The 22,841-nt window shown below is 37.6% G+C and carries 23 protein-coding genes; 16 read left to right on the top strand and 7 right to left on the bottom strand.

The genetic code is table 11. The features are described 5' to 3' along the window. The first annotated feature begins 45 nt into the window (after positions 1-45). From FC70_RS00175 to FC70_RS00165, 3 genes are all read left to right on the top strand, one after another. Positions 46-1,029, top strand: a complete 984-nt coding sequence (locus FC70_RS00175) for a ribose-phosphate diphosphokinase (RefSeq protein ID WP_057889023.1) — start codon at positions 46-48, stop codon at positions 1,027-1,029. A gap of 124 nt (positions 1,030-1,153) precedes the next feature. After that, positions 1,154-1,693, top strand: a complete 540-nt coding sequence (locus tag FC70_RS00170) for a hypothetical protein (protein ID WP_057889022.1) — start codon at positions 1,154-1,156, stop codon at positions 1,691-1,693. 249 nt (positions 1,694-1,942) lie between these two features. Then, positions 1,943-3,283: an FAD-dependent oxidoreductase gene (locus FC70_RS00165; protein WP_057889021.1), complete on the top strand. Its 1,341-nt coding sequence runs from the start codon at positions 1,943-1,945 to the stop codon at positions 3,281-3,283. A 41-nt stretch (positions 3,284-3,324) separates the two neighbouring features. On the opposite strand, the gene yidA is transcribed toward FC70_RS00165, so the two are convergent. From yidA to FC70_RS00150, 3 genes are read right to left on the bottom strand one after another with little or no spacing between them, the layout of a single operon-like run. Beyond that, positions 3,325-4,146, bottom strand: a complete 822-nt coding sequence (gene yidA, locus FC70_RS00160) for a sugar-phosphatase (protein WP_057889020.1) — start codon at positions 4,144-4,146, stop codon at positions 3,325-3,327. Positions 4,147-4,157: 11 nt separating this feature from the next. Continuing rightward, positions 4,158-5,516, bottom strand: coding sequence for an HD domain-containing protein (locus tag FC70_RS00155; RefSeq protein WP_172457073.1), 1,359 nt, complete (start codon positions 5,514-5,516; stop codon positions 4,158-4,160). Continuing rightward, a complete protein-coding gene (locus FC70_RS00150) occupies positions 5,516-6,316 on the bottom strand; it encodes a lipoate--protein ligase family protein (RefSeq protein WP_057889018.1) in 801 nt (266 codons plus the stop codon). Before FC70_RS00150 ends, FC70_RS00155 begins: the two co-directional genes overlap by 1 nt. 129 nt (positions 6,317-6,445) lie before the next feature. Between FC70_RS00150 and FC70_RS00145 the strand changes: the two genes are divergently transcribed. From FC70_RS00145 to FC70_RS00125, 5 genes are all read left to right on the top strand, one after another. Beyond that, positions 6,446-6,883 (top strand): YwiB family protein, encoded by a 438-nt coding sequence (locus FC70_RS00145; protein WP_083478577.1) that lies wholly within the window; start codon positions 6,446-6,448, stop codon positions 6,881-6,883. A gap of 45 nt (positions 6,884-6,928) precedes the next feature. After that, positions 6,929-7,513 carry a DNA-directed RNA polymerase subunit delta gene (gene rpoE / locus FC70_RS00140; RefSeq protein WP_338047512.1) on the top strand — a complete coding sequence of 195 codons (585 nt, stop codon included), beginning with the start codon at positions 6,929-6,931 and terminating at the stop codon, positions 7,511-7,513. Positions 7,514-7,739: 226 nt separating this feature from the next. Beyond that, the gene (locus FC70_RS00135; protein ID WP_057889015.1) at positions 7,740-9,338 is read left to right on the top strand and encodes a CTP synthase; all 1,599 of its coding nucleotides are present in this window, start codon (positions 7,740-7,742) and stop codon (positions 9,336-9,338) included. A 235-nt stretch (positions 9,339-9,573) separates the two neighbouring features. Continuing rightward, positions 9,574-10,857 carry a UDP-N-acetylglucosamine 1-carboxyvinyltransferase gene (locus tag FC70_RS00130; protein WP_057889014.1) on the top strand — a complete coding sequence of 428 codons (1,284 nt, stop codon included), beginning with the start codon at positions 9,574-9,576 and terminating at the stop codon, positions 10,855-10,857. Positions 10,858-10,968: 111 nt separating this feature from the next. After that, positions 10,969-11,214, top strand: a complete 246-nt coding sequence (locus FC70_RS00125) for a type B 50S ribosomal protein L31 (protein WP_057889013.1) — start codon at positions 10,969-10,971, stop codon at positions 11,212-11,214. A 40-nt stretch (positions 11,215-11,254) separates the two neighbouring features. On the opposite strand, the gene FC70_RS00120 is transcribed toward FC70_RS00125, so the two are convergent. Continuing rightward, positions 11,255-12,472: an MFS transporter gene (locus FC70_RS00120; protein WP_057889012.1), complete on the bottom strand. Its 1,218-nt coding sequence runs from the start codon at positions 12,470-12,472 to the stop codon at positions 11,255-11,257. A gap of 115 nt (positions 12,473-12,587) precedes the next feature. Here FC70_RS00120 and FC70_RS00115 point away from each other — a divergent pair, with 115 nt between their 5' ends. Continuing rightward, positions 12,588-13,292 (top strand): class A sortase, encoded by a 705-nt coding sequence (locus tag FC70_RS00115; protein WP_057889011.1) that lies wholly within the window; start codon positions 12,588-12,590, stop codon positions 13,290-13,292. A gap of 33 nt (positions 13,293-13,325) precedes the next feature. Here the strand turns inward: FC70_RS00115 and FC70_RS00110 are convergent, their stop codons facing one another. Continuing rightward, the gene (locus tag FC70_RS00110) at positions 13,326-13,784 is read right to left on the bottom strand and encodes a low molecular weight protein-tyrosine-phosphatase (RefSeq protein ID WP_057889010.1); all 459 of its coding nucleotides are present in this window, start codon (positions 13,782-13,784) and stop codon (positions 13,326-13,328) included. A 108-nt stretch (positions 13,785-13,892) separates the two neighbouring features. Here FC70_RS00110 and FC70_RS00105 point away from each other — a divergent pair, with 108 nt between their 5' ends. The 7 genes from FC70_RS00105 (at position 13,893) to FC70_RS00075 (ending at position 20,667) form a co-directional block, all read left to right on the top strand. Further along, the gene (locus tag FC70_RS00105; RefSeq protein ID WP_057889009.1) at positions 13,893-14,450 is read left to right on the top strand and encodes a LemA family protein; all 558 of its coding nucleotides are present in this window, start codon (positions 13,893-13,895) and stop codon (positions 14,448-14,450) included. 25 nt (positions 14,451-14,475) lie between these two features. Beyond that, positions 14,476-15,369 (top strand): zinc metalloprotease HtpX, encoded by an 894-nt coding sequence (htpX, locus tag FC70_RS00100; RefSeq protein ID WP_057889008.1) that lies wholly within the window; start codon positions 14,476-14,478, stop codon positions 15,367-15,369. A 150-nt stretch (positions 15,370-15,519) separates the two neighbouring features. Beyond that, positions 15,520-16,890: a UDP-N-acetylmuramoyl-tripeptide--D-alanyl-D-alanine ligase gene (locus FC70_RS00095; RefSeq protein WP_057889007.1), complete on the top strand. Its 1,371-nt coding sequence runs from the start codon at positions 15,520-15,522 to the stop codon at positions 16,888-16,890. Positions 16,891-17,024: 134 nt separating this feature from the next. Then, positions 17,025-18,644, top strand: a complete 1,620-nt coding sequence (gene cshA / locus FC70_RS00090; protein ID WP_057889006.1) for a degradosome RNA helicase CshA — start codon at positions 17,025-17,027, stop codon at positions 18,642-18,644. 116 nt (positions 18,645-18,760) lie between these two features. Then, positions 18,761-19,117: a holo-ACP synthase gene (gene acpS, locus FC70_RS00085; protein WP_057889005.1), complete on the top strand. Its 357-nt coding sequence runs from the start codon at positions 18,761-18,763 to the stop codon at positions 19,115-19,117. 5 nt (positions 19,118-19,122) lie between these two features. Further along, positions 19,123-20,232: an alanine racemase gene (gene alr, locus FC70_RS00080; protein WP_057889004.1), complete on the top strand. Its 1,110-nt coding sequence runs from the start codon at positions 19,123-19,125 to the stop codon at positions 20,230-20,232. A 72-nt stretch (positions 20,233-20,304) separates the two neighbouring features. Then, on the top strand, positions 20,305-20,667 hold the full coding sequence (locus FC70_RS00075) for a type II toxin-antitoxin system PemK/MazF family toxin (protein WP_057889003.1): 363 nt from the start codon (positions 20,305-20,307) through the stop codon (positions 20,665-20,667). Between the two features lie 103 nt (positions 20,668-20,770). Here FC70_RS00075 and cbpA read toward each other — a convergent pair whose 3' ends face one another. Beyond that, positions 20,771-21,412, bottom strand: a complete 642-nt coding sequence (gene cbpA, locus FC70_RS00070; RefSeq protein ID WP_057889002.1) for a cyclic di-AMP binding protein CbpA — start codon at positions 21,410-21,412, stop codon at positions 20,771-20,773. Between the two features lie 259 nt (positions 21,413-21,671). Next, complete coding sequence (locus FC70_RS00065) at positions 21,672-22,628, bottom strand: L-lactate dehydrogenase (protein WP_057889001.1); 957 nt, start codon at positions 22,626-22,628, stop codon at positions 21,672-21,674. Positions 22,629-22,841 lie beyond the last annotated feature (213 nt).

Here is a 22,841-nt window from a genome sequence, read left to right as displayed (position 1 = left end):
AATACGTATCATAGTTACTTGAGATTAAATAAGGTGGATAAATAAATGGAACAGCAATATTTTGATCCAAAGTTGAAAGTATTTGCACTAAATTCTAATCGTCCGTTAGCTGAAAAAATTGCTGAAACGGTTGGAGTGGAGTTGGGTAAACTGTCAGTAGATAAGTTTAGTGATGGTGAAATCCGCATTAACATTGAAGAAAGTATTCGTGGTGATAATGTGTATGTTGTTCAATCAACATCAGCACCAGTGAATGATAATTTAGTTGAATTACTAATTATGATTGACGCATTGCGTCGGGCAAGCGCCAATACGATTAACGTGGTCATGCCTTATTATGGCTACGCTCGTCAAGATCGGAAAGCTCGTTCTCGTGAACCGATTACAGCTAAATTAGTGGCAAATATGTTGGAAAAAGCTGGTGTTGATCGCGTGGTTGCGCTTGATTTACATGCAGCTCAAATTCAAGGATTCTTTGATATTCCATTGGATCATATGATGGGTGCACCATTGTTAGCTGATTATTTCATTAAGAATGGCATCGCTGAAAATGCGGTGGTTGTTTCACCTGATCATGGTGGAGTAACCCGTGCACGGGCATTAGCTGAATTCCTTGGTGCACCAATTGCAATTATTGATAAGCGCCGAACGAAACCGAACGTGGCGGAAATTATGAATATTATCGGGGATGTCAAGGGTAAAAAGTGTATCTTGATTGATGATATGATTGATACGGCCGGGACGATTTCGTTAGGAGCACAAGCCTTGATGGATAAAGGTGCTGAAGAAGTATATGCATCATGTACTCATCCGGTGCTTTCAGGTCCAGCAATTGAACGGCTTCAAAATTCACCAATTAAACAAGTAGTTGTAACTGATTCAATTAATTTGCCAAAAGAAAAGCAAATTGATAAATTAGTACAAGTCTCCGTCGGCCCATTACTTGGAGCTGCGATTAAACGCATCAATGAAAATAAACCGGTTAGTCCATTGTTTAAGAAACGTTTTGACATGGATCAAGACTGGTAAAAATATAATAAAAACCGTGAGTTGAAATATTACATTAAGATTACATTAATATTTCAATTAAACGGTTTTTTTGTTACATTGATGTTATAATTAGCACATAAAGTAAATGGAGGAGGAACAAATTATGAAAAAGAGAATGATACTTAAAAAATTAGGATTGACAATTGGTGGGTTAGTATTAGCGTTATCATTAACCGGTTGCAGCACTAATAGTTCAGTCAAAAGTTCCTCCGACAACTCAAGTAAGAGTGCCACTAGCAGTTCAGTAGTAGCTAAAAAGGCTGATAAAAAAGCCAGCTCACAAGCTAGTTCAACTAGCGTTGCCGCAACAAGTTCAACTAAAAATGATGATACTACAGCTGCTACAAGTACCAGCCAGAGTAGTTCTAGTCAAGTAGCTACGACTACACCTGTTACTTCAAGCGAAAGTAGTTCTAACTCAACCAGTGAAGTAGTTCCTACTAACAAAATGACAGTTATTAGCAATTTTGCTAAAGCCGCTGGTTATTATGGATCAACTAATTATTCATTCATGGTTACGAGTGAAAGTGGCTCTGACTATACCATTGAAGTTCGTGCTATTGATGGCGATTCACAAGTTCAAAGCTTAGTTGGCATCTTTGACTATAATATTTCGACTAACACATATACCCCAAAATATTAAGCTTGATGAAACACACCTGCTGGCAGGTGTGTTTTTTTATTATGTTTGTTATCGACAGATAAATAATTGATGGTAATCAATTAATGCACTTGTTATTTAAACTAAGATTAAGGTAATACCGGTAGCTGATAGGTGGTTAGTGATTGATAAATAAAACTTAATAAAATACTTATTTTTAGTTAGTGGATTTATGTTAGAATGAATTTGTAAAAGTTTTCACAAAATATGAATCACGGAAGGATTTATGATATGAAAGTTATTGTTATTGGATGTACGCACGCAGGAACCGCAGCAATTAATCAAATTTATGCTACTGATCCAGATACGCAAGTGACCGTTTATGAACGTAATGACAACATTTCGTTTTTATCATGTGGAATTGCACTTTATCTTGGCGGTGAAGTGAAAGATCCACAAGGATTATTTTATTCAAGTCCTGAAACCCTAGCTAAATTAGGCGCAAACGTTAATATGCAACATGATGTTACTAATATTGATGCTGATAAAAAAGAAGTAACAGTGACTAACTTAGTTACTGGTGCAACCAGCACAGATAGCTATGACAAGTTAATTGTGACCACTGGTTCATGGCCAGTAATTCCACCAATTGAAGGTATCAATGGTGACCATGTTTATCTATGTAAGAATTATGATCACGCACAACGTTTGTTTAAAGATGCGCAAGCGGGTAAAAAAATCGTGGTTATCGGTGGCGGCTATATCGGAGTTGAACTAGTTGAAGCTTACAATAAAAAGGGTCACGAAGTTACATTAGTTGATGGATTGCCAAGAATGCTTAGCAAATATTACGATGCTGAATATACAGATTGTTTAGCAACCGAATTTGAAGGTAATGGTGTTAAGTTAGCCTTAAATCAAAAGGTTGATAAATTCACTGATACTGGCGAGGGTGTGGTTGTAACCACAGATGCCGGTCAATATGAAGCTGATATGGCTGTGCTATGTATTGGTTTCCGTCCCAATACTGATTTACTTAAAGGAATTGTCGACATGAATGCTGATGGTTCAATTAAAACCAACGATTATATGCAAACATCTAATCCAGATATCTATGGGGCTGGTGATTCCGTGGCAGTTCACTACAATCCAACTGGTCGTGATGCCTATATTCCATTGGCAACTAATGCAGTTCGTCAAGGTACGTTAGCGGGAATGAATATCTTTAAGCCAACCGTTAAATATATGGGAACGCAATCAGCTTCAGGGCTTAAGCTATATGGTAAGACCTTAGTATCTGCCGGGATGACTTTAGAACATGCGAAAAATGAAGGTTTTGATGCTGAATCAGTGACGATTGAAGATAATTATCGTCCAGAATTTATGCCATCAACGACCCCAATCTTAATGACGTTAGTTTGGGATAAAACTAGTCGTAAAATTTTGGGTGGCCAATTAATGAGTGAGTATGATGTGTCACAATCGGCTAACTTGATTTCGGTTTGTATTCAAAATGAAAATACAATTGATTTCTTAGCATTTGTTGATATGTTATTCCAACCCCAATTTGACCGACCATTTAATTACCTCAATATTTTAGGTCAAGCTGCAATGGCTAAAGCCAGTAAGTAAATAAAAATGATTCGCAAAATTAATTGCGAATCATTTTTTATCTATTTATTTAAAACGTATTTATTAATGGCGGCGGCTACCCCATTTTTCTGGTTTGTTAACGTTTCTTGATTAGCATGTGCTTTAACTTCATCAATGGCATTACCCATCGCAACCCCTAAACCAGCATAATCAATCATGGTTAAATCATTTTCTTGATCACCAAGCGCCATGATTTCGTCTTGCTTAATATCTAGTTGACCGGCTAAGTCGCGAATGGCATTACCTTTGCTAGCATCTTTATTCATTAATTCTAGGAAGTAAGGTTCACTGCGAACAATGTAAAAACGTTCGTAAAATTCATCGGGAATCGTTTTTTCCGTTAAAGCTTTAGTAATTAAAGCTGGATCGTCAATTAACATTCCTTTTGAAAATGATAGTTCGTCAGTCATTTCGTCAACCGTTCGATATTTAATGGGGGTATTAACGAGGAATGATTCAGCGATTGAATAAGGGCTGATATCGCGGTTAGCCGTATAAATGAATTGGTCAGTTTCGACGTGGAAATGTAAGCCAGCTTTTCGACTGAGCAATTCCATATCAAGGTAATCGTTAAAAGCGACCGTATGGCGAACAATAATATCACCATTAGTATTTTGGACTAGCGAACCGTTAAAAGTAATAACGTAACTTTCAGCTTGGTCAGCTAAACCGAGTTTTTTCAAGTATGCTTGAACGCCATTTAGTGGACGTCCGGTACATAAGACGACTTTAACCCCTTGAGCAGTGGCAGCGTTAATGGCGGTGATAGTTTCGTTGGTGAGTTGTTTTTCATCGGTGACGAGTGTCCCGTCGATATCGATTGCTACTAATTTAATGGCCATGATGTTCTCCTCTATGATTGTGGATTAATTATTTGATCATTACTAATGTAAGCTTGGAACTCTTCGTAAATCGGTTGAAAAATCTCAATGTTGGGATCGGCAGATAACATTTCTTTTGGAAAAAAGAATTTTTGATTGCCGACAATTTTTCCAGAAATTGATGCTACAAGGGTACTAATTTCCGATAGTTCAACTAAATCACCATTTGGTTGCATTAATTCAATTTGTGTTTTTGAATTAGTTGCTTGGGGATTATAAGTGTCATAAGGTAAATTGTAGCTATCATTGGTGGAGGTATAATACTCACTATTAAAACCGGCTGTTTGAATTAATTCTTGTAATTTAGGTAATAGTGGTTTGGTCTTATCGTCGTAAGATACTGATTTAAGTGGCCGACGATCTAAAAAGCGGTTGGCTAAATCTGATAAAATATCATCTGATGATTCGCGCCATTGAGCGAAAATTGTGTTAAGAACACCATCGTCTAGTGCTAGATATTCTTTTAAAGTGAATGAATTATTGAAAAACGGCATTAACATTTTTGAAGCAAATGATGATTCTAATTGGCCGCTGGAATATAAATTATGGGCCCGTTTCAATAAATGATCCAAAATTTCTTCCATCGAACGTGAAGCGGGATGAAAATAAATTTGTAGGTACATTTGTAAGCGACTTAAAATGTAATCTTCAACTGCGTGCATACCTGAAATTTCAAAAGTAATGCCGTCTTTATATGGTCGAATAACTCGTAAAACACGTTCGAGATCAAAATTACCATAACTAGTACCAGTATAATATGAATCTCGTTGGAGATAATCCATGCGATCCGCATCAATTTGACTCGAAATCATTTGGACGACTTGTTTATTGGGATAAGAATGGTCGATAACACTCGCAACTTTTTTAGGAAAATCATCAGATACTCGTTTTAAGATTTTATTGATATTCGAATCGTTCGACGTGATGATTTTGGTAGTAATGGCCTCGTGATCGGTATGGAAGATATGTTCAAATGTATGTGAATAAGGGCCATGACCGATATCGTGAAGAAGGGCTGCACAAAGGGCAACTCCACGTTCTTCATCATTCCAAAGACCATCATCCGGGGTGGTAGAAGAATAATTGCGTTGGAAGTAATTACAAATTCGACGGGTGATTTCGTAAACGCCTAAGCAATGACCAAACCGAGAATGTTCGGCACCGTGAAAGACTAATGATGCAGTGCCGAGTTGCTTGATTCGGCGTAATCGTTGGAACTCAGGAGTATTAATTAAATCGATAATAATTTGATTTTCGACGTAAATATATTGGTAAACTGGGTCGCGAAATACTTTTTCTTTGGTTAATCGCTCGTCATTAAAACTCAAAATTAACGCCTGCTTTCTAGTTTAGTTTGTCGCTTGCGCATTGATTCGCGCTGAAGGGTTAATTCAGTATTAAACGCTATATCTTCTGAATATAAAGAGCGTTGGTATGAAGCGAAAACGTTTAAAATGCGCTGCTTGGTTTCACCAACTGAAAGCTGGGGAATTAAGGTATCAAGATTAATCATGGAGTCAGGCCAAACATCAGGAAAATTCCAGTTGTTATCGTTATCTTGAAGACCAGCACTGTAAAATTCGGCAACTGTTTGACCACGTTTGGTTTGATTGCCATTGATACTGAGGTACAACATGATTACAGTGCCATTTTTATTACGGCGTTGAGAAATCCCACCAATTTTTTGACCGTTAACACTTAAGTCGAATTTACCAGGACAGTATGAATGTACAATTTCGCCAGTCATAATCGATAATTCTGGAAAAGCAGTTTGGATTAGTTGTGCCATTTCTGCATAAGCTTCATCAACTGTGAGGGGTAAACTAATGGGAATAAATAATGAAATATTCAAAATTCCCTCGTCACTGATCACTGATAAGCCCCCCGAATTACGAACAAAATAGTGTAAATGATTGTTCGCGAGTAAAGTTAACGCATCGTTAATATGTGGTAGTCGTTGATCAGTCATACCTAAAATTAAAGTATCTTCCAGCGTCCAAAAGTGCAAAAATGGTGTATTTGAAAGCTTAGCTAACAAGGTATTAGTATAGGCAAATGCATCAAGATTGTTGGATGGAGCAAGTTGTTGATCAAGGATTGAAATAGAATTAAAGTGATTATCGAGTTTCATTGGAAGCCTCTTTTTAAAATGTAACCGTATTTATCTACTATTATACCTAAATAATTAATTAAAAACAGCAACATCACGTGTAACAGTTTGATTTGTCGTTTAATTTAGATATAATTAATTGAATTAAAAATGAGGGTGAACAAAATCAAACAAAAAAATAATGTACAAGTAAAATTAAAAACAACGATTATCCAGCCAGAAGGTCGTGAAGAATTTGAATTTTCAGAACCAGGTCAATTTATTCAAATGGGTGGCGCTTATTATTTGCGCTATACGGAAATTCAAGATGGCATTGAAACCCCAGTGACGTTCAAATTTATGGATCAATCGGTAGTGTTGACCCGGCATAGTGACAATCGGGCTCGCTTCGAGTTTCAACTTGGAAAATCGATCGCAACACATTACCAAAGTGCCTATGGCATGATGAATTTATCCGTTGTGACGAAAAAAATGGTTTTAAATTTGAATGAGAATGAAAATAATGGTGAGCTTTGGGTTGATTATGAACTTAAATCAGTGGATAATGTAATAGGTAAGTACCAAATAAGATTGCAATTTTTTAATTAACATTGTATTATGTAGTTTAGACTTTTCGAAGGGATGTGCACCAGTTTGGAATTAAAAGCATTTGAAGGCCAAGACAGATCAGAACTTTCAATGATTGAGGTTGCGCACGCCATTTTAGCAAATCATGGCGACGCAATGGCATTTGTTGATCTTGCAAATGAAGTTCAAAAATATTTAGGTAAGAGTGATGAGGAAGTCCGTGAACGATTATCTCAATTCTACACGGACTTAAATGTTGACGGTAGTTTTATTTCCCTTGGTGACAATACATGGGGACTACGTGCGTGGTACCCATTTGAATCTATTGATGAAGCAACCATTCATGAAGAAGAAGACGGTCAACCAAAACGCAAGAAGCGCAAGAAGGTTAATGCGTTCCTTGTCGACGCTGGTGACGACGACGATGTTATCGATTATGATGACGATGATCCTGAAGATCAGGATTTGAGTGCTGACGACGATGACGATGATGATAGTGCAGATGATTTCGATGACGACGATGATACAGAAAACGTTGACGACGATGCTTCAATTCCAGATGATGGGATTGAAGGACAATTAGCTGAACTATCTGATGATGACGACGATGATTTCGATGATAGTGAAGATGACGAAGCCGATCATAAATAATTGATTGGGTCATTTAATTGATGAGTTAGTTAATGCTAAAACGTTAATTTTGCCACTTGACGAAAGTCGTTTCAGATTGTATTATCTTATATGGGCTCTCGAAGGACTTACTTCGAGACAATGTTGTTCGATTAATAATACAGTCCCCTATTCCATTATGGATAGGGGACTTTTTTTAATTTTACAAGCGGTACCAGCCTTCAAATTTTCCCAAAGGAGTAACAACATGACAAAATATATTTTTGTAACAGGTGGGGTGGTTTCATCCCTAGGTAAAGGAATCGTTGCTGCTTCATTAGGTCGTTTATTGAAAAATCGCGGCTTGAAGATTACGATTCAAAAGTTCGATCCATATATCAACGTCGATCCAGGTACAATGAGTCCCTATCAACATGGTGAAGTATTTGTCACTGATGATGGTACGGAAACTGATTTGGATTTAGGCCATTATGAACGTTTTATTGATATTACATTGAACAAATATTCAAACGTAACGACTGGGAAAATTTATTCTGAAGTTCTGCAAAAAGAACGTCATGGAGACTATTTAGGTGCCACTGTACAAGTAATTCCACATATCACGGATACCATTAAAGAAAAAATTATGCGTGCCGGAACCAGTACTGATGCAGATATTGTGATTACTGAAGTTGGTGGAACAGTTGGTGATATCGAATCATTACCATTTATGGAAGCTTTACGTCAAATGAAGCGTGACATTGGTTCTGATAATGTCATCTATATTCACACAACCTTGATTCCAATTTTACATGCAGCGGGTGAAATGAAAACCAAGCCAACACAACATAGTGTTAAAGAATTGCGTAGTTTAGGAATTCAACCAAATATTTTGGTTGTTCGGACTGAACGCCCAATTGACGATGGAATGCGGAAGAAAATTGCGTTATTCTGTGATGTTGATCCTGAAGCAGTAATCGAATCACGAGATGTTGATACGCTTTATCAAATTCCATTGAATTTACAAGCGCAAAATATGGATCAAATCGTGTGTGATCAATTGCATATTGATGCACCAGAAGCTGATATGACTGACTGGGCTAAAATGTCAGATCACGTTCAACATTTGAGCAAAACAATTAAAATTGCTATGGTTGGAAAGTATTCTAACTTACAAGATGCTTATATTTCAGTTAATGAAGCCTTGAAGCATGCTGGTTATCCAGTTGATGCAGATGTTGAAATTTCACATTTGAATTCTGAAGATGTAACTGAAGAAAACGTAGCAGAACTATTGGGTGATGCTGATGGAATTTTAGTGCCTGGTGGATTTGGTACTCGTGGAACGGAAGGTAAGATTGCCGCTGTTAAGTTTGCACGTGAAAATGATGTCCCATATCTTGGAATTTGTTTAGGAATGCAAATCGCATGTATTGAATTTGCCCGCAATGTGGTTGGCTTAACCGGTGCTAACTCAGCTGAACTTGATCCTGAAACACCATATAATGTGATTGATTTAATGAATGATCAAGCAGATGTTGAAGATATGGGTGGTACTCAACGATTAGGTGCATATCCATGTAAGTTAAAGCTTGGAACAGTTGCTGCCGCTGCTTATGACAATCAAGATGTAATTAGCGAACGTCACCGTCACCGATTTGAATTTAATAACGAATATCGGGAACAATTGGCTGCCAAAGGGTTGGTGTTCTCAGGAACCTCACCTGATGATCGTTTGGTTGAAGTGGTTGAATTACCAGACAAGAAATTCTTCGTGGCTGCACAATACCATCCAGAATTTTTATCACGACCAAATCGTCCAGAAGGTTTGTTTAAAGCCTTTGTTAAAGCTGCAAGTGAAAAATAAATCAAGCTAAATTAATGAGAGATTGAGGTTACCTCATTCTCTTTTTATATTGATTTGATTATTAAATTGACTGGTAAATTATCTAGACATTTTGAGTAAGTGATCATCTTTCCCAAAATTTTAAAAAACTTAACATATTATGTGCCGTAAAGGTATTGTAATTTCAGTAATATTTCTTTATGATTACAATTGGTTGTTTTAAACAGAATTATAAATTAGAGTGAGGAATTTTTCGATGAAAAGTATGATTATACAGGGAGGGAACCGACTTTCGGGAGAAATCACGATTGGCGGGGCTAAAAATAGTACAGTGGCGCTTATTCCGGCTGCAATTTTAGCGGATACACCAGTCCAATTTGATACGGTACCAGATATTTTGGATGTTCATAACCTGATGATCATTCTTGAATCGATGAACGTTACCTCATCATTTAAACATGGCAATCTAACGATTGATCCAACCCAAATTATTGAGAGCGAACTACCAAGTAAAGCAATTAAAAGTTTACGAGCTTCTTATTACTTTATGGGCGCATTACTAGGCCGTTTCCATCGGGCTGTTTTGACGTTCCCAGGTGGGGATAATATTGGTCCACGACCAATTGATCAGCACATTAAAGCGTTTGAAGCGCTAGGTGCGCAAGTGCTTGAAGATAACGGAACCGTTCATATTAGTGCACCCAATGGTTTAAAGGGAACCACAATCTTTATGGATGTGGTTTCAGTTGGAGCTACGATTAATACTGTTTTAGCTGCCGTAAGAGCGGAAGGAACAACGGTGATTGAAAATGCTGCGCGTGAACCAGAAATTACTGATTTAACGACGTTCTTGAATAACATGGGTGCGAAAATTCGTGGTGCCGGAACTGATGTAATCAGAATTGAAGGGGTTGACTCATTACGGTCAACTAACGTTCATACAATTATTCCAGATCGAATTGAAGCGGGAACTTATCTTTCGCTTGCCGCTGCGGTCGGTGATAATATTGTGATTCATAATATTATTCCAGAACATTTGGAATCATTTACTAGTAAATTACTTGAAATGGGCGTTAATCTTGAAATTGGTGAAGATAGCATTCGAGTATTACGAAGTGAAAATCTAAAACCAATTAAGATTAAAACCTTGCCATTTCCTGGCTTTGCAACTGATTTACAACAGCCGTTGACCCCATTATTGTCAATGGCTCAAGGTGTGAGTGTCATTACCGATACAATTTATTCACAACGAATCAAACATGTCCCAGAATTACAAAAAATGGGCATGGGTATTTCGACCGAAAATGGTTTGATTTTAGTTGATCATTCAGAATCATTACATGGAACGACCGTAGAAGCGGGCGAAATTCGTGCTGGTGCATCATTGATGATTACTGGTTTGATGGCTGAAGGAACGACTAAAATTACCAATGCCGATAATATTTTACGTGGCTATGATCGAATTGTTTGGAAGCTAAACCGCTTGAATGCTAACGTTCGCATCGTTGATGAAGCTGGTGCTGAAGTTGTTGAATCGTAAGTTAACGAATCATAGGTTGTCAAAAATTATGATCCATGGTATTATTTGAAAGTTAGATATAAATTAAACTATGTTTCAGTCAATGACTCATGGCAAAAGGAGCGTAATAACATGAAAAAAGACATTCATCCAGATTACCATCCAGTTGTATTCGAAGATTCATCAACTGGTTTCAAGTTCATTTCTGGCTCAACAGTAACTTCTAAAGACACTGTTAAGTGGGAAGATGGTAACGAATATCCATTGATCCGTGTTGAAATCACATCAGATTCACATCCATTCTACACAGGTAAGCAAAAGTTTACTCAAGCAGATGGTGCAGTCGATCGTTTCAACAAGAAATATGGTATCAAATAATTTCCATCAAAAAAACACATACCTGCGGGTATGTGTTTTTTTATTTGTTAGCATTAACAACATTGATTCGGAATAAAACAAAGTTAATGGCAACTAAAATGGCAGTTGAGATAAAGACCGCACTATAATTGAAAATTCCAGAAATAAAGGCACCAAGCAGTGGCCCAATCACATTTCCAAATGATTGAAAGCTTTGATTCCAGCTAAAAATTCGGCCAGTAACTTCAGGTGGGGTGTTTTTGGTTAATAAGGTTTGAACTTGTGGAATCATGGTAGCGTTAGAAATTCCAATTAAAAATCGCAGAATTCCGAGTTGCCAAATATTTGTTACAAAGGCAGTGGGAATAAAGAAACAAATTGCCAATACAAAACCAATGGTTAAAACCCGTTCAGTTCCAATTCGATCGCCCAATTCACCAAACCGTGGGGCGACTATCATGGTTGCTAAACCTGGTACAGCCGCAATCACACCACTGACTAACGTGACGTTACCGGTGTTATGCATTAATTCGCGGACATACAACGAGATGATGGGTGTGATTGAGTTATTAGAAGCTTGGATGATGAGGGTGGTGATAAACATACCGAAAATCATTTGTGGATTTTTTAAGACGGAAATGACACCAGAGGCCTTTTGCAATTTTTTGGCCGTAGTAGGCTTGAAATTATTTTCAGTAACGAATAACCAACTAAAAATAAAGACGATAAACAATAAGAGACCGGTGATTAAGAAGGTCATTCGATAGCTGAACATTGAAGCTAACGCCCCACCTAATAGAGGTCCTAGTAGTGAGCCACCGGTTAAACCAGCCATTAAGGTTCCGAGGGCACGACCACTTTTTTCACGTGGCGCGGTAGTAGCAATAATCGCGTTGGCGTTACTAACGTAGCCACCAAAAATTCCTTGAATAAACCGCAAAGCGAATAATTGCCAGACATTAGTGACGCAAGACATCAGTCCAATGACAATGGCCATCCCTAATGAAGCGCGGAGGATCATAATTTTACGCCCGTGGGTATCAGATAATTTCCCCCAGAATGGCGAAATGATAGCAGTGATTAAGTATGTAATGGCAAAAACAGCACCTGAATATAAATTTAACTGACTTTTAGAAAAATCGCCTAGCGTATCTACATATAATGACATGAAGGGCATGATTTCTGAAAAGGCCAAGCCGGTAACGAAGACGCTGACCCACAGGACGTATAAATTCTTTTCCCAATCTTCAAGTTTATTTAAGTGTAATAGTTTTTTCATACGTACTTTCTTCTTTCTTTTTTTTAAAAATAATGTATAATTTTGTCAGCGATAATATTCATGCAAATAGCTTTTTTAGCTGTTAAATGGGGTTGTGTGAGTCTAGGGGGATTTGATGAAAAACAAAAAAAGGCATAGTTGGAAACATTGGGTGAGTTTAACGATCTTTTTATTACTACTAATTATCTCACTATCACTAATTTTTAATCAACAAATTAAAGATTATTTGGTTGGTAGTTATCATCCGGAAATTTCACAGACAAAGATTAATAGTAACACAAAAAAATCTGGCAATTTTAATTTTAAAAAGGTTAAGTCGTTAGATTTACAAATGATTGCTAAAGCGCGGGCGAAAAAAAATGCGTTACATGTGGTTGGCGCAATTTCGATTCCAGCAATTAAAATGAATTTACCGATTGCGAAAGGGGTTGATAATTATACCTTAGCGTTGGCAGCTGGCACGATGCGGGATGATCAAAAAATGGGTCAGGGAAATTATCCGTTAGCCGGTCATCATATGAACAGTCATAAAATCTTATTTAGTCCATTATATTGGAAAAGTAAAGTTGGTCAAAAAATTTATTTAACCGATTTGAAAAAAGTTTATGAGTATAAAACAACTGAAAAAACGTATATCGCCGCGACTAGAGTTGACGTGGTAGAAAATACACCGGGTCAAAATATTATTACCTTAGTAACATGTGATGCCACCGGTGAGGGTCGCTTAATGGTGCGCGGCAAGCTAGTCAAAAAAATGGCGTATAAGGAAGCGCCTAAATCAGTCCAAAATAATTTTGCAAAATCATTTAAAAACAAGTAAACAAAAGAGACTAGTCAAAAAATGACTAGTCTCTTATTTAGTTAAATAGTTAAACCAGGTTGGTAAAGCAAGGGCAAGACTATCATAGGTATCTTGAAAACGATGGGTATACCAAGGATCAGGTATATCACGCATTTCTTTTCCAGGGATTAATTCAAACACGGGATGGACTTTGGCTTGATATTCCGGTCCGGCCAATCGTAATAGGTTTTTATAATTCATACTATCCATGCAGATGATGTAGTCTGCATTAATGAAATCAGCTTGGGTGATTTGGCGAGCCACCAATCCAGTTGCTGGAATATGATATTTAGCTAAAATTTCACGAGTCCCTGGATGAGGTGGATTACCTGTTTCCTCGCTACTAGTGCCAGCAGAGTCTAAGTGGAACTCAGATGATAAACCGGCGTCTGTAACCATTTTCCGAAACATGGCCTCGGCCATGGGGGAGCGACAAATATTACCTAAACAAACAAATAAAACGTTTTTCATGATGATCAATCCTTTCAAATCTGATTAAGTTTATTCAAATTCCTTTAAACAATTAGTGAAGTACGTTATCCTTTTATTATACGCAACATACTTTAAGGGGGAAATATTATGCTAACAATTATTATTGTAGTTATTGTAATCGTATTATTAATTGCGATTTATGCCGGAGTTTATAACGGTTTAGTAAGTGCGCGAGTTCATTCACAGGAATCATGGAGCCAAATTGACGTACAGTTGAAACGACGTAATGATTTAATTCCTAACTTAGTTGAAACGGTGAAGGGATACGGCAAGTATGAATCATCAACACTTGAAAAAGTGGTGGAATTAAGAAGCCAAATGATGCAAGTTCCTGCCGGTGATCACCAACAAGCAATGGAAGTTTCTGATCAATTAACGAATTCATTAAAATCAATTTTTGCCTTGTCTGAAAGTTATCCAGATTTGAAGGCCAGCACACAATATGCCAAATTAATGGAAGAACTTTCAAATACGGAAAACAAGATTGCATATTCACGCCAGTTGTTTAATTCAACTGCCGCAAATTTAAACACTAAAATTCAATCATTTCCAAGTAATATTGTAGCTGGAATTCACCACTTTACACAAGTAGAATATTTACAAGTTCCTGAAACAGAAAAGGAAAATGTGAAAGTATCATTCTAATTTATTAGTATTGGAGAGAAACTAGATGTTTTATCAACAAATTGCTCAAAATAAACGACGAACAGTCTATGTCATGCTTGGCTTTGTTTTGCTTGTCGTTTTAATCGGTGCGGCGGTGGGGTATGTTTTCTTTAACAGCTATGTCGCCGGAATTTTGATGGCAGTTGTCATTGGTGGAATTTACATGATGCTGATGATTTCGCAATCAACCTCAGTTGTAATGGGAATGAATCATGCCCACGAAGTTACTAGCGTCGATCAAGCACCAGAACTTTGGCACGTGGTTGAAGATATGGCTTTGGTAGCAAATGTCCCAATGCCTAAAGTCTATATTATTGACGATCCTAGTCCGAATGCATTTGCAACCGGGAATAATCCAGAACATGCGGCGGTTGCTGCAACCACTGGAATTCTTGAAAAATTAAATCGTGAAGAATTAGAAGGGGTGATGGCGCATGAAATGACCCATGTTCGTAATTACGATATTCGGCTTCAAACGATTGCACTCGCGTTATCAGCAGTAATTTCAATGTTAGTGAATATTGGGATGCATTCATTTTGGTGGGGCGGTGGTCGTCGCGATAATGATCGTGAAGGTGGCGGCTATGTTCAAATCATTTTAATGGTCTTGTCACTAATTGTGGTGATCTTAGCACCACTAGCGGCATCATTAGCGCAAATGGCATTATCACGAAATCGGGAATATTTAGCTGATGCCGGGGCAGTTGAGCTAACGAGAAATCCACGCGGCTTGATTTCAGCCTTAGAAAAAATTTCAGATTCAGCACCGATGGAAGAAGCTGATCCAAGTAGTGCAGCTTTATATATTAGTAATCCGTTAAAAAAGAAATCAATGAGTAGTTTATTTTCGACGCATCCACCAATGGAAGAGCGAATTGAACGCTTAGAACAAATGTAATTATTGTTATTTTTAAAGTCAATATTAGAGCTAATCGGGCGCGTATTTGCGACAGGTTAGCTTTTTTTGTTACATTGGCTTGTGTAAAAAGGTGGTATAATGATATGGTTGTAGCTTGAAAAAGAGTAGATCTAAAAGGAGATTCACAGTATGAAAATGAAATTGGCGGAAATTGCCAAAGCAATTAATGTGAAAAATGATATTACTGCTTGGCAAGACGTTGAGGTTAGTAGCGTCGCATTTGATAGCCGCGCCCTTGACGGTGGAGCACTATTTGTTCCGCTAAGTGGTCAACAAGATGGTCATGAGTTCGTTGCTAGTGCCTTTGAACATGGCGCTGCGGCAAGTTTATGGGCTAGTGATCATGAAATTATTAATCAGAATCAACCATTGTTAGTAGTTGACGATCCATTGACTGCCTTACAAGAATTAGGTCGCTATTATTTACACAAAATAAATCCAATTGTGGTGGCAGTTACCGGTAGTAATGGTAAAACCACGACTAAAGATATGATTGCCTCGATTTTGAGCACTCAAATGAACGTTACCAAGACGTTTGAAAATTTTAATAATCATATTGGGGTACCAGTAACCCTTTTAAATATGGAATCCAATACGGAAGCCGTTGTTGTTGAAATGGGGATGGACCATTTTGGCGAATTAGATGACTTGAGCCAATTAGTCACGCCAGATTTTGCCGTTATTACGATGATTGGTGAGGCGCACATTGAATTCTTTGGAAGTCGCGACAAAATTGCGGATGCCAAGATGGAAATCGTGAACGGTTTAAAAGAAGACGGAACGTTGATCTTTAATGGGGATGAACCATTATTAACTGAGCGTGCTGAAAAGATTGAACAAGAATCAATCGACTTTGGTCGGCAATTAAATAACAACTTGTATGCTACTAGTGTTACGACGACAGCATATTCATTAGAATTTGTCGTTAATGAATGGCCCGAAGTAACTTTCCAAGTGCCAATGATTGGTGAATATAATGTAACTAATGCATTAGCTGCATTAAGCGTGGGTAAGCTACTCCGCGTCCCAGTTAAGCAAATGAAAGCTGCTTTGAGTTCGCCAGATATTACTAGAAACCGGACGGAATGGATTAATGGTCGTGCGGGTGAGAAAATTTTAAGTGATGTCTACAATTCAAATCCAACTGCAGTTAAAGAGGTGCTTAATGCCTTTTCACAAGCGGAAACCAATGGAAAACGAATTGTAGTTTTAGGCGATATGCTAGAACTAGGTGAAAATTCAAATGAGTTTCATCGTGAATTAGCTAGTTCGTTTGATACTAGTAAATTTGATGAAGTGTTCTTACTGGGTCATCACATGAAAGCTTTATATGATGCTTTGGAAGATAGTTATCATGAACATGTACATTACTTTGAAGCGGATGACAAATCATCAATGACCGCTGAATTAATTTCGTTGGTAACTAAGGACGATTTAGTGGCAATTAAAGCTAGTCACGGGTTACATTTGGAAACGGTGTTAGATGGGTTAACTCGCTAATTTTGCGTTTTAGTTGTTATTTTAAGGCAAAACTAGTATACTTATTTAGTTGTATTTATTTTATATAGTTTCATTATCGGTTTGGTCAACGGAATTTGACTAGGTGATGAAATTCAATCCCAGGAGGAAAACATTTGAAGTTTAGCGAATTGGGTCTATCAGAAGACCTATTAAAAGCCATTAAACGTAATGGTTATGAAGAAGCAACCCCAATCCAAGAGGAAACTATTCCATTGGTATTAAAGGGTGAAGATGTAATTGGACAAGCCCAAACCGGTACTGGTAAAACAGCTGCCTTTGGTCTACCAATTGTTGAAGATGTCGATATCAATAATGGAGACATTCAAGCATTGGTTATCTCACCAACTCGTGAGTTGGCTATCCAAACGCAAGAAGAATTATACAAATTAGGTAAAGATAAAAAGGTTAAAGCCCAAGTTGTTTATGGTGGAGCAGATATTCGCCGTCAAATTAACAACTTGAAGAGTCATCCACAAGTTCTTGTGGGAACTCCAGGTCGTTTACTTGATCATATCAACCGCCGAACAGTTAAATTGGATAATCTTAAAACAATCGTTTTAGATGAAGCCGATGAAATGCTAAACATGGGATTCTTAGATGATATCGAATCAATCATCAAGAAGACCCCAGAAAGTCGCCAAACATTGTTGTTCTCAGCTACAATGCCACCAGCTATTAAGAAAATTGGTGTGCAATTTATGTCTGAACCACATCATGTTAAGATCAAGGCTAAGGAAGTTACCACTGACTTAGTTGATCAATTCTATGTTCGTTCAAAGGACTTTGAAAAATTTGATACTATGACTCGTTTAATCGATGTTCAAGATCCAGATTTGACAATCGTCTTTGGTCGTACAAAGCGTCGTGTTGATGAATTATCTAAGGGACTTGAAGCGCGTGGATACAATGCTTCAGGAATTCATGGAGATTTAACTCAACAACGTCGTAGCCAAATTATGCAACAATTTAAGAATGGTAAAATTGACATTCTTGTTGCAACTGATGTGGCTGCTCGTGGATTAGATATCTCGGGTGTAACCCATGTTTATAACTATGATATTCCTCAAGATCCAGATAGTTATGTTCATCGTATTGGACGTACTGGTCGTGCCGGACATCATGGTGTTTCATTAACGTTTGTGACTCCTAGTGAAATGGATTATCTTCGCGAAATTGAAAAATTAACGAAGGTTCGCATGTTACCATTGAAGCCACCAACGGCTGATGAAGCTTTGAAGGGTCAATTAGTTAATGCTGTTTCTAAGGCTGATGAAATTATTGGTCAAACTGAAACGGTTAAATTTGAAGAGGAAGCTGAAAAGCTAATCGCCAAATACGAACCAATTGACTTGGCAGCAGCCTTGCTTAACAATATCACTAAAGATGATTCATCTAGTGTGCCAGTTAAGATTACTCCAGAACGTCCATTACCTCGCCATAAAGGTGGCGGTGGCGGCGGTCGTCGTAGCGGTGGAAGCCGTAACGGTGGCGGCGGTTATCGTGGTGGAAGTCGCTCTGGCGGTGGACATTCAGGTGGCGGTTATCGTGGTGGAAGTCGTTCTGGCGGTGGAAGTCGTGATGGTAGTCGTTCATCAGGCGGTGGAAACCGTGAAGGTGGATACAAAGGCAGTCGTGATAACCATGGTAGTAGCAATCGCAGCTCAAGTAGCAACCGCGGTGGCAATAGTGGCGCATCACACTCATTCAGTATTCGTAAAAAAAATAACGATTAATAATTAAAAATGACCTAAGTTAGTAGTTAAATACTAATTTAGGTCTTTTTTTTGGTTATAATTAAAAGTACTATGCTACAATGTTAAGCAAAATAGGGATAATAAAGGAAATAATCATGATTTATGGAATTGGGATTGATATTAGCGAAATTGAACGTGTAACGGCGATGCAGGATAAACATGCAACGTTTATTAAGAAGATATTGACGGCTGCCGAATATCAACAATATTTGTCACGGGGCAGTCACCAACAAGCTGCCTATTTAGCTGGTCGCTTTTCAGTGAAAGAATCATTTTCAAAAGCTTTGGGAACTGGAATTGGAGCCCAAGTGGGGTTTCAAGACTTAGAAGTAATTGATGATGAAGTTGGTAAACCAACCATTAACCAAGTTGTTTTTGATGGTCATGTGCATGTTTCAATTTCGCATACAGATACGGTTGTGATGAGTGAAGTTATTTTAGAAGAGGATTAGACTAAATGGTGATAGGTAAGAATCGGGAAACCAAACTAATAGTTGATTTAGCAGCAATTACACATAATATTCAACATGAACGTCAAATTTTAGCTGAATCTGTTGAGATGTTTGCGGTTGTAAAGGCAAATGGATATGGTCACGGAATATTAACGGTGGCTAAAACTGCATTAAATGCTGGTGCAACTGGATTATGTGTTGCGATTTTAGATGAGGCACTAGCACTACGAGAAGCCGGGATAGCGGTACCAATCTTGGTTTTAGGGATAACTTCACCAGCAGTGGCTGAGATAGCTGCAAAGGCCAAAATTTCATTAACCGTGGGGTCAGTTGAGTGGTTAAAAGAATATGAACATCAATCAAACGCAACTGAGCCATTAAATGTTCATCTAGGAATGGATACTGGAATGGGTCGTATTGGCTTTCGAGATGTCGAAGAAGTTAAAACGGCTGAACAAATTTTAAAGTCAGATATTTTTAATTTTGAGGGTGTGTTTACGCATTTTGCGACGGCTGATCAACAAGACGCTGAGTATTTTGATCAACAATTTGAAGCATGGTATCAATTGACGGGCGCCTTAACTGATTTACCAAAGTATGTCCATGTTGCTAATTCTGCAACCAGCTTATGGCATTTACCGGTCACTGGTAATATGATTCGACTAGGAATTGCGATGTATGGGTTGAATCCATCTGGATTAGCCATTAAAGATCTGCCGTATGAATTAGAACCAGCTGCTGAATTAGTAACTAAATTAGATTTTGTGAAGCAAATTCAAGCAGGCAATTCAGTTAGTTATGGGGCCGCTTATACCGCTAAAAATGATGAATGGATTGGTACCGTTCCAGTTGGCTATGCGGATGGGTACCCACGTTGTATGACCGGCTTTTATGTCTTAATTGATGGTCAACGATGTGAAATTATTGGTCGAATTTGTATGGATCAAATGATGATTCGATTACCAAAACAATATTCAATTGGTACTAAGGTAACTTTAATTGGTTTCCAAGGTGATCAACAAATTGGCGCTACTGAAATTGCTGAATATGCAGGAACAATTAATTATGAAATTATGACTAGTATTGCTGAACGAGTCGAACGAATTTATAAGTAACTAAGTAAATTAAATTTTGCTATGGTATAATTAGCGGTTGATTAGACTTTTTGAACAGGAGGTCAGGATTACTTGACGAAAGTTGAAATTAAACGCGGCGATATTTTTTATGCGGATTTATCACCAGTAATTGGTTCTGAACAAGGTGGACTAAGACCAGTCGTTATTATTCAAAATGATATTGGTAATCACTATAGTCCAACCGTAATTATTGCGGCAATTACAGCGAAGATGCAGAAACCGAATATGCCAACGCATGTACTGATTAATGCAGAATATGTTGGGATTGAAAAAGATTCAGTGATTTTATTAGAACAGGTACGAACGATTGATAAGCAACGATTGCGGGATAAGGTTACACACCTTTCCGACAACTTAATTCGCAAAGTTGATCGTTCATTACAGGTTAGTCTTGGGTTAACTAATAAAAAATAATTATCGTAAATTAACTACATAATATCGTATTTAAAACTTAGAATAAGCGAACTTATAATAAATAAACGGGTAGGCCATCATGATGGTCTACCCGTTTATTTGGTTAAAATTTAGTATGAAGATCTTCAATTTCAGTGACTTCAAACCCTTTTTTGTGGAGGTTGTGGATAATCTTATCTAACATTCGCTTATTAACTTCCGCTGGTAATGTGAATAATATTTGACGAAATTCACTGGATGCTGTTAAACCCAGGGTTAAACAGTTGTTGATGGGTGTATATTTTGCAATTGCCTTGGTCATCTTAACGAGTGAGCCGCGATCGTCAGTCGATAGAACAGAGATAACGTAACTTCCAGTATGAATGTTCCAACCATCAGCTAACATACTTAATAATTTAGTATGAGTTAAGATACCGCTAAATTGACTATTTTCATCTAAGACCGCAATATATGGTAAATCTTTAATTGCAAAGAAGACAGTAAAGAAAGCCGCGTTGATAGAAATGAATTTAGTCGAATTCTTTAATAACGTTGTAACGGGTAATTGCATATCGCCGCCACGTGATTTGTGTCGATAAATATGCATTTTGTAAATATTACCCCGAAAGAAAGTCCCGGTTTTATCAAGAATAGGAACGCAACGAAAATCGGAATCTTCCAGAACTGACAACGCAGTTTCCAAGGTTGTGTCTTCGGATAAAGTTGTTAATGAATTTTTTTGTTTCATTAGTGTTTTTAATAGCATAATTAAACCCTCATTTAATCTGTTAAAGAACCATTAAATATAATACCATAAAACGAGAGCAAATGAGAAAATAATGAGAAATAAATAAAAATCTTAAGCAGAATAAACCAGTTTAAAAATCGTTAAGCAACGATAACTTCCGTGTGAATAGCGGATAAACGCTAATGATTTTAAATGTTAAGGTTCCCTTGGAATTAGATAATAAAAAACCCATGTAATAAAAATTACATGGGTTAAACAAATGTTTATTTATTTGATATTAATCTAAAGCAGCGATTCCGTCAGCAGTAACTTGGCGAAGAGTAGCAGCTGATTTAGCCATCAAGTCTTTTTCACGGTCATCAAGTTTAACTTCGATAACTTTAGCAAGACCTGAACCGTTAATAACAGCAGGTGTACCGATAAAGATGTCATTCAAACCATATTCACCATCAAGTGCAGCGCCAACAGGTAAAATTGCATTTTCATCACGCAAGATTGCTTTTGAAATACGCATCAAGCAAGTAGCGATACCGTAGAAAGTAGCACCTTTACGGTTGATGATTTCGTATGCCTTGTGACGAGTTTCGTCTTCAATTTGTAGTAAGTCGTCGAATGAAAGTCCGGCTTCTTCTGCAAGTTGTAGAACTGGAACGCCACCAGCAGTTGCTGTTGAGTAAGCAGCAAATTCTGAATCGCCATGTTCAGCCATGATGTTTGCGTTAACGTCGCGAGGATCTACGTTAAGCTTCTTAGCAAGAGCAACACGAAGACGTGCTGAATCAAGTGATGTACCTGAACCGATGACACGGCTCTTGTCGAAACCAGAGAACTTCCATACAGCATATGTCAAAACATCAACTGGGTTAGCAGCAACAAGGAAGATGCCGTCGAAACCTGAGTCAACGATTGGTTTTACGATTGATTTAATAATTTTTAGGTTCTTGCCTACAAGTTGTAAGCGAGTTTCGCCTGGCTTTTGTGGAGCGCCGGCAGTGATAACTACAAGATCTGCATCAGCACAGTCTGAATAGTCGCCTGAGTAGATGTTTTTTGGTGCAGTGAAAACTGTTGCATCTTCAAGATCAAGAGCATCACCTTCAGTACGTTCCTTAATAACATCGACGATTACAAATTCTTCAGCTAAACCTTGTTGTGCCATTGCAAATGCATAACTTGATCCAACTGCTCCGTCTCCAACAAGTACAACTTTTTGATGATTAGGTGTTTTAGTCATTTTTATGTCCTTTCAAAAAACAAAGTATTTGATAACGTGAATATTATAACATGAATGTTAAAAAAGTTTAAGGTTTTACTTAAAACTGTTTAAAAACCTTACTCAAAATGGATGAAACTTTGCGAAAAGTCTCACAGTAATTGATTTAACTGTTTGTTTTTCAGTTTCTAGTTTATAATGTTAGAGATTAGCTGACCGGGTGAAGTGCCCAGT

This window comes from Paucilactobacillus oligofermentans DSM 15707 = LMG 22743, assembly GCF_001434315.1.
GTDB lineage: Bacteria > Bacillota > Bacilli > Lactobacillales > Lactobacillaceae > Paucilactobacillus > Paucilactobacillus oligofermentans.
Note: the sequence above shows the minus strand (reverse complement) of the source record. Positions and strands in the feature narration are given on the sequence as shown.

Bases quoted from the DNA above. Each gene is read 5' to 3' on its own strand.
- FC70_RS00145 (WP_083478577.1), top strand. From the start codon at position 6,446: ATGAGGGTGAACAAAATCAAACAAAAAAATAATGTACAAGTAAAATTA.
- FC70_RS00125 (WP_057889013.1), top strand. From the start codon at position 10,969: ATGAAAAAAGACATTCATCCAGATTACCATCCAGTTGTATTCGAAGAT.
- FC70_RS00150 (WP_057889018.1), bottom strand. From the start codon at position 6,316: ATGAAACTCGATAATCACTTTAATTCTATTTCAATCCTTGATCAACAA.
- yidA (WP_057889020.1), bottom strand. From the start codon at position 4,146: ATGGCCATTAAATTAGTAGCAATCGATATCGACGGGACACTCGTCACC.
- FC70_RS00115 (WP_057889011.1), top strand. From the start codon at position 12,588: ATGAAAAACAAAAAAAGGCATAGTTGGAAACATTGGGTGAGTTTAACG.
- FC70_RS00065 (WP_057889001.1), bottom strand. From the start codon at position 22,628: ATGACTAAAACACCTAATCATCAAAAAGTTGTACTTGTTGGAGACGGA.
- FC70_RS00175 (WP_057889023.1), top strand. From the start codon at position 46: ATGGAACAGCAATATTTTGATCCAAAGTTGAAAGTATTTGCACTAAAT.
- alr (WP_057889004.1), top strand. From the start codon at position 19,123: ATGGTGATAGGTAAGAATCGGGAAACCAAACTAATAGTTGATTTAGCA.
- FC70_RS00110 (WP_057889010.1), bottom strand. From the start codon at position 13,784: ATGAAAAACGTTTTATTTGTTTGTTTAGGTAATATTTGTCGCTCCCCC.
- acpS (WP_057889005.1), top strand. From the start codon at position 18,761: ATGATTTATGGAATTGGGATTGATATTAGCGAAATTGAACGTGTAACG.
- htpX (WP_057889008.1), top strand. From the start codon at position 14,476: ATGTTTTATCAACAAATTGCTCAAAATAAACGACGAACAGTCTATGTC.
- FC70_RS00165 (WP_057889021.1), top strand. From the start codon at position 1,943: ATGAAAGTTATTGTTATTGGATGTACGCACGCAGGAACCGCAGCAATT.
- FC70_RS00105 (WP_057889009.1), top strand. From the start codon at position 13,893: ATGCTAACAATTATTATTGTAGTTATTGTAATCGTATTATTAATTGCG.
- FC70_RS00120 (WP_057889012.1), bottom strand. From the start codon at position 12,472: ATGAAAAAACTATTACACTTAAATAAACTTGAAGATTGGGAAAAGAAT.
- FC70_RS00135 (WP_057889015.1), top strand. From the start codon at position 7,740: ATGACAAAATATATTTTTGTAACAGGTGGGGTGGTTTCATCCCTAGGT.
- FC70_RS00170 (WP_057889022.1), top strand. From the start codon at position 1,154: ATGAAAAAGAGAATGATACTTAAAAAATTAGGATTGACAATTGGTGGG.
- cbpA (WP_057889002.1), bottom strand. From the start codon at position 21,412: ATGCTATTAAAAACACTAATGAAACAAAAAAATTCATTAACAACTTTA.
- FC70_RS00130 (WP_057889014.1), top strand. From the start codon at position 9,574: ATGAAAAGTATGATTATACAGGGAGGGAACCGACTTTCGGGAGAAATC.
- FC70_RS00095 (WP_057889007.1), top strand. From the start codon at position 15,520: ATGAAAATGAAATTGGCGGAAATTGCCAAAGCAATTAATGTGAAAAAT.